The 6343-nt window shown below is 37.5% G+C and carries 6 protein-coding genes; 3 read left to right on the top strand and 3 right to left on the bottom strand.

The features are described 5' to 3' along the window. Positions 1-100 precede the first annotated feature (100 nt). The gene (locus FJR37_RS23570; RefSeq protein WP_039200307.1) at positions 101-841 is read right to left on the bottom strand and encodes an SIMPL domain-containing protein; all 741 of its coding nucleotides are present in this window, start codon (positions 839-841) and stop codon (positions 101-103) included. Between the two features lie 587 nt (positions 842-1428). Here FJR37_RS23570 and FJR37_RS23575 point away from each other — a divergent pair. The 3 genes from FJR37_RS23575 to FJR37_RS23585 all read left to right on the top strand — a co-directional run bounded on the left by FJR37_RS23575 (position 1429) and on the right by FJR37_RS23585 (position 4492). After that, entirely contained in the window at positions 1429-1764 is a 336-nt protein-coding gene (locus tag FJR37_RS23575; RefSeq protein ID WP_254434650.1) for a type IIL restriction-modification enzyme MmeI, read from the top strand. A 92-nt stretch (positions 1765-1856) separates the two neighbouring features. Beyond that, positions 1857-3497, top strand: a complete 1641-nt coding sequence (locus tag FJR37_RS27870) for a DNA methyltransferase (protein ID WP_371416160.1) — start codon at positions 1857-1859, stop codon at positions 3495-3497. A gap of 200 nt (positions 3498-3697) precedes the next feature. Continuing rightward, positions 3698-4492 (top strand): type IIL restriction-modification enzyme MmeI, encoded by a 795-nt coding sequence (locus FJR37_RS23585; RefSeq protein WP_371416161.1) that lies wholly within the window; start codon positions 3698-3700, stop codon positions 4490-4492. 49 nt (positions 4493-4541) lie between these two features. Here FJR37_RS23585 and rpsU read toward each other — a convergent pair whose 3' ends face one another. Beyond that, the gene (rpsU, locus tag FJR37_RS23590) at positions 4542-4739 is read right to left on the bottom strand and encodes a 30S ribosomal protein S21 (RefSeq protein ID WP_015078697.1); all 198 of its coding nucleotides are present in this window, start codon (positions 4737-4739) and stop codon (positions 4542-4544) included. A gap of 540 nt (positions 4740-5279) precedes the next feature. Next, entirely contained in the window at positions 5280-6131 is an 852-nt protein-coding gene (locus tag FJR37_RS23595; RefSeq protein ID WP_053538564.1) for a 3'(2'),5'-bisphosphate nucleotidase CysQ, read from the bottom strand. Between the last annotated feature and the right edge of the window lie 212 nt (positions 6132-6343).

Genomic DNA, 6343 nt, shown 5'->3' on the forward strand with positions numbered 1-6343 from the left:
CTTAAATTGACTAAACCCCTAAGCGGAGAATTAAATAATTAAGCCGTGTTGGGTATAGTTGTTAGTTGTCAGTTGTTTTTTCTTTACTACTGACCACTGACTAATAGCTAATTTGCAATGTTACTGATGCTTGTACTTCTTGTTCCCCCGCAACTATGGGAGTAGAAGCATCTGCGAAATTGGCTTTAGCAGCTTCAGCCCGATATAGCATCGGTGGCGGTGGTGGAGTTGCACCATTAATTTGAATACTGATAATGTCTTTTTGCTCTAATTTTAAGGTGCTAAGAACCGTTTCCGCTTGTTCTTGTGCATCCTGGGTAGCTTTTTTTAAGGCTTGTTTTTGGGCGCTGGCGATCGCCTCATCACTAGCAATAAAACTTATACCATTAATTTGTGTCGCTCCAACTTTCACCGCATCATCCAATAAAGTTCCGGCTTTATCTGTAGGAATGCGGAAGCTCACTGTATTACTAGCAGCATAACCAGTAATGCGTTGAACATTATTACTGTAGCTATATACTGGATTGAGGCGAATACCTGTAGTTGTCAATTTTTCAACATTGCGTTTTTTTAATAAAGCCACCACAGCCGATGATCTGCGTGCCGCTTCTTTTTGGGCATCTTCCGCCGTTTTTCCTTGAACTTCTACACCCAAACTAACTTGAGATAAAGTTGTCGAAATTGTTTCTACTCCCCTTCCACTCACGGTTAAAGTTCGCCATAATTTTTCTTGTGCTGATGCAGGTAACATAAAAATCGCACTGAGAAATATACTCAAAGATAATATTTTCCCAAAATTCCGGGTTGGAACCCGATAATTAGATAAAACAGTGATAGACATCTTCCTTAACACTCCTCTAAAAACCTATTAATTCTGGGGTAACTGTTATTAACAGCCACCAAAATATTTTCACACCGAAGGTGTAATTTCCATACTTATAGGACTTACGCTCATATGAATGAACGAAATTGCGTCGTTTTCGGCTTTGGGAATAACTTATTGAGTAGGGTGTGGTTCGGCAAGTGTTACAGTGAGCCTGTCGAACTGCTCACCAACCACGTCAGATAGAGGAAATCTGTTTTTTACCAAATTATTGGGTCTGACGCACCCTACAAGAGATAAAATCCACATTACATATTTAGAAAACTTTGTCAATGCGTAAGCCCTAACTTATAGTTTTACACTGCTTAAACTCATATCGAACCTGGTTACATTTTTTGTAACGGTAAAAATTATGTGTTGGGTTTCCTTCCAACTATAATTATTTTATGATAGTTCTTCCTTATCAAATCTATGATAACAAATTTAAAATCAATTGTCAACCCCCACATCTTCTTTTTTGCGCGACTCAATTGAGAGATTGAGTGATATTTTTGTAAATATCGAGAAGTTGAGATCCCCGACTTCTTTAAGAAGTCGGGGATCTTATGGATCTTATTATTTATTATTGTTCAGAAACAACCATGACATCATCAACACCAGAAACCCTATCTAAATTCGTGCAATTTTGTCACCAACATATCACTGGACAAGAACGCAAAGAAGCACAAACATTTCTCGACCGATTTTTTCGAGCCTTTGGACATGAAGGTGCATTAGAAGCGGGTGCGACTTACGAAGAAGCAATTAAAAAAGGTAGTAAAACCGGAAAAACTGGCTTTGCTGATTTAGTTTGGAAACCTCGCGTTTTAATAGAAATGAAAAAGCGCGGAGAAGACTTAAATAAACATTATTCCCAAGCTTTTGATTATTGGACTAAGTAGGTAAACAAAATAAAAATGAGGGGTATTGCGTTTTGTAAAATGGCTGAAACTCAATCAGAATCTCGCATTGAGACAACTTTACATACCGTTATATACCTTTAAATTTTTCTGTTCACCTACTTAGGTTAGTCCCAAATCGTCCTAAATATGTGATTTTATGTAATTTTGATGAATTTTGGATCTTTGATTTTGATATTCAATTAGATACACCTGTAGATAAAATTACCCTCGAACAACTTCCAGAACGGTCAGGAGCATTGACATTTATGGAATTAGGGCAAAAAACCCCTGTATTCCAAAACAACCAAGTAGAAGTAACTGTTAAAGCTGCCCGTCGCATGGGTGAATTATTATTAGAATTAGAAAATAGGGGAATTGAAAAGTTAACAGCACAGCGGTTTATTTTGCAATGTGTTTTAGCGATGTTTGCGGAAGATAGACAACTGTTACCCTGTGATATGTTTGTTTCTTGTGTCCAAGATTGTATGAAAGGGTTAAGTTCCTATGATGTTCTGGGTGGGTTATTTCGGGAAATGAATCAACCCCGAAAAACCCCAGCGGGACGTTATCAAGGAGTTGATTATTTTAACGGGGGTTTATTTTCTCGAATTGATGCAATTGAATTAACGAGGGAAGAATTAAATTTTTTAGATGTGTCTGCGCGAGAAAATTGGAGTAAAGTCCGTCCGGCTATTTTTGGGAATTTATTTGAAGGGAGTATATATAAGGAAGAACGTCACGCGAGAGGAATCCATTACACTTCTGAAGTGGATATTATGAAAATTGTCCGTCCCACAATTAGCCGTTATTGGGAAGAGAGAATTGAGGAAGCAGGGACAATTAAAGAACTTTCAAAACTGCAAATAGAATTACAAAGTTATCGAGTTTTAGATCCTGCTTGTGGTTCGGGTAATTTTCTTTATATCGCATATCAGGAATTGAAAAGAATTGAAATCTTGCTATTAGAGAAAATTCAATCTTTGCGTAAATCTCCAGATAAACAATTGCAAATGGGTTTGGTGACACCTTTGCAATTTTATGGAATGGATACAAATCCCTTTGCGGTGGAATTAGCGCGGGTGACTTTGATGATTGCGCGGAAGATTGCGATTGATAATTTGCAATTAACTGAACCTGCTTTACCTTTGGATACTTTAGATAATAATATTGTTTGTCAAGATGCTTTGTTTTGTGACTGGGTAAAAGCAGATGCTATTATTGGAAATCCGCCGTTTTTAGGTGGGAAAAATATGAGAATGGATTTAAATGATGAATATGTAGATAGAATTTTCCAACATTTTCCAAAAGTTAAAGATGTAGATTTTTGTGCTTATTGGTTTCGGTTAGCACACGATAAAATTGATGGAAAAGGTAGAGTTGGATTAGTTGCGACTAATTCCATAAGTCAAGGTAAAAGTAGAATTGCAGCTTTAGATTATATTACTCAAAATGGCGGTTATATTCATGAAGCTGTTTCTACACAACCTTGGTCTGGTGCTGCGAAAGTTCATGTGAGTATTGTCAATTGGTGTAAGGATAAACCAGAAAAATATTATTTAGATGATCTTGTAGTTTCACAAATAAATTCTTCTTTAAAATCTAGTATTGATGTTTCTCAAGCTGCGCGGTTACAAGCAAATCTCAATAAATGCTTTCAGGGTGTTATTCCTGTGGGAAAAGGATTTTTTGTAACTGAACAACAGGTTAGAGGGTGTTTGAAAAGTTATGGTTGATGTATCAAATATTTTTTACCCCACCCTAACCCTCCCCTTGTAAAGGGGAGGGAACTGGATTTTTATTGTTTCCCCCCTTTACAAGGGGGGACTAAGGGGGGTAGCAATGTGATGAAAATTACGGAATAACACTTTTCAAACATCCTCTTACAGATTGGATAAAAGCAGATGTAAAAAATCAAGATGTTCTTAAACAATCTATTTCAGCAAGAGATTTAACAGATAATCCTCATGGTACACCAGAAAGATGGATTATTGATTTTCAAAATATGAGTATAGAAGAAGTTAGTGAATATAAACTTCCTTTTGAATATATTAGAACAAATGTTAAACCTGAAAGAGAAACAAATCGTGAAACTGTAATGAGGGAAAAATGGTGGAGATTTAAGCGTACAAATGAATCAATGAGAAGTGCATTATCTAATTTACCATTTTATTTTATAGTTCCTAGACATTCTAAATGGTTCATTTTCATTCCTGGTAAATCTAATTGGCTACCAGCAGACTCAACAACAGTTATAGCGTCAGATGACTTTTATATATTAGGGATTCTCACATCTAACATACATCGTGTTTGGGTAAATGTGCAAAGTTCAACTTTAAAAGGTGACACTCGTTACACTCATAACACTTGTTTTGAAACTTTCCCATTTCCGCAAACAGCAGATATAAAAATAGTCCAACAAATTCGCAGCAAAGCCGAAGAACTACATCAATATCGGACTCAACAAATGGAAACAAAACAATGGGGAATCACCACATTATATAATAAATTCTTCAACGAACCCAGCAGCCAACTTTATAAACTGCATCAACAATTAGATAAACTGGTAATGACAGCTTATAACTTTCAAGCCAATGATGATATTTTAGAAAAACTGCTGATATTAAATTTAGAATTAGCCGAAAAAGAAAACCAGGGAATCAAAATTATTGGACCGGGTTCTATGGAACGAAGTGAAAATTTTTGTGAGACTTTTTGTGGAGTTCTCTAAAAGGAAATCCTGTCAGGATTTCCTAATTCTAGCAAATATGACTAAAAATCTAGCGCTTGAAGCGAGAACGTTGTTGGCGACGTTGCTTGTGTCTGGCTATGGCTTTGCGCTTTTCTTTTTCTAAAGGTGTCTCAAAGTGACGCTTTTTCCGCATATCTTGGAAAATTCCTGCTTTGGAAACTTCCCGCTTGAACCTTCGTAGTGCTGATTCAATCCCTTCATTTTCACCTAAGACCACTTGTGTCATTCCTGTTCCTCCGTAGTTTAATTCAATATTTGAGAACTAAAGTCAAAATAAAATACTCCAGCAGCACTTAGCGGGAGACTGTATCTGCTGGATACTCTAGATTTTAATTTTTTTTTACTGGACTTAGTAGCGATCGCTGCTACTACCACTCCCAAACCAGAGAGTGTAGAGAGTTAGATTCGGAGAGACGTATTTAGAAAAATCTTCAAACGACTTACTCAACCGAAAATAATCTTTGATATCCCCAAGTATAGCACTACATGAGAATATTAACCCATAATGAACAAATTTTCCCAACAAAACCACCAGCATTGTCAGGAAATTCTCCACGACAAATACTGTTTCGTTGACACTCTCCTAAGAGGAGAGGGAAAAGGAATAATATTTAATACTGGAGAGGCTTTGAACTTGTTCTTTGTATGATAAAAAAGTCCGGCTTCTAGCCGTTTTGAGTATATCACTAATATTGAAGGCAATCAATTAGCCCCTGTGCGTTTTCCCCTTCGGTCTGAAGACGCGAAGCTCCCAACGCTACCGCGTTCATTTTGTAAAGCGTGTGAGAATGCTTTGCGCTTCTTGACACAGTACCTCATGATTTTGATAATTACTCGCTAGTAATTCTCCCCATTGATGAATGTCGCCAGTGTTATATTCTAATGGCGTGCAGTCAAAATGAGTAAAATTACCACCTGCTTCTGTCAATATTAGTTCAGGAGCAGCCATATCCCAGTCTTTAGGTGCGGATTTACCGGAAAGGGAAATGTAAACATCTGCTTGCTGTTCAAGTATCGCGGCAATTTTGCAACCGACGCTACCAATTGCTTTTTGATTTTGATAGGGCAGGTGCTGTAATAGATATTCTAACCTATCGTTGCGGTGTGAGCGACTAACCACCAAAATTAGATCTTGGATATTTTTACGGGAGTTCAGTCGCACAGGCAAAGAACCTGTTGCAGTTTCGATAAAAGTTCCACTACCTCTAGTAGCATAATATAACTTTTGTGCCTCTGGAACTGCCACGACGGCTAACATTGTCTGTGTTCCTTGAATTAAGGCAATATGAATTGCATATTCTCCGGTTTTGTTGATAAAGTCTCTTGTTCCATCTAATGGATCAATAATCCATACCCACTCAGCCGGATTTTTTCCCTGTTGTGATTTATGAGTTTCTTCGCTGATATATCCAAAGTCTTCATTACCTAAAGCAGCTTGTAACTGTGACAAGATATATTCACTAACGGCTAAGTCTGCCACTGTAACGGGTTCGCTGTCTTTATACTGGATATCTAAATTTGGTGCGTCAGCAGTACCGTGATAATAAGAACTCAGGAGACTGGCCGCACCCCAACCTACCTTCCGTGCAATTGTTAATATTTCAGATAAGTCTTTCATTTGGGGACAAATTTGGTTAACACTCTCCGGGTCTTTAGACGCGGAGATTCTATAGAGAGTTTCAGTCTATATCCATCAGTTATACCAGTTATAAGGCTACGGTGTACACACAAGTTATCGAATCACCATTAGACTTCTCCGGTAAAGATTGTAGAGACGTTCCATGGAACGTCTCTACAAGGGTTTCAAACGACGCACATTTAATTTTCGGA

Source organism: Aphanizomenon sp. UHCC 0183 (genome assembly GCF_009712065.1).
Lineage (GTDB): Bacteria > Cyanobacteriota > Cyanobacteriia > Cyanobacteriales > Nostocaceae > Dolichospermum > Dolichospermum heterosporum.

Coding starts and splice junctions, on each gene's coding strand:
- rpsU (WP_015078697.1), bottom strand. CDS start 4,739: ATGACACAAGTGGTCTTAGGTGAAAATGAAGGGATTGAATCAGCACTA.
- FJR37_RS23575 (WP_254434650.1), top strand. CDS start 1,429: ATGGATCTTATTATTTATTATTGTTCAGAAACAACCATGACATCATCA.
- FJR37_RS23595 (WP_053538564.1), bottom strand. CDS start 6,131: ATGAAAGACTTATCTGAAATATTAACAATTGCACGGAAGGTAGGTTGG.
- FJR37_RS23570 (WP_039200307.1), bottom strand. CDS start 841: ATGTCTATCACTGTTTTATCTAATTATCGGGTTCCAACCCGGAATTTT.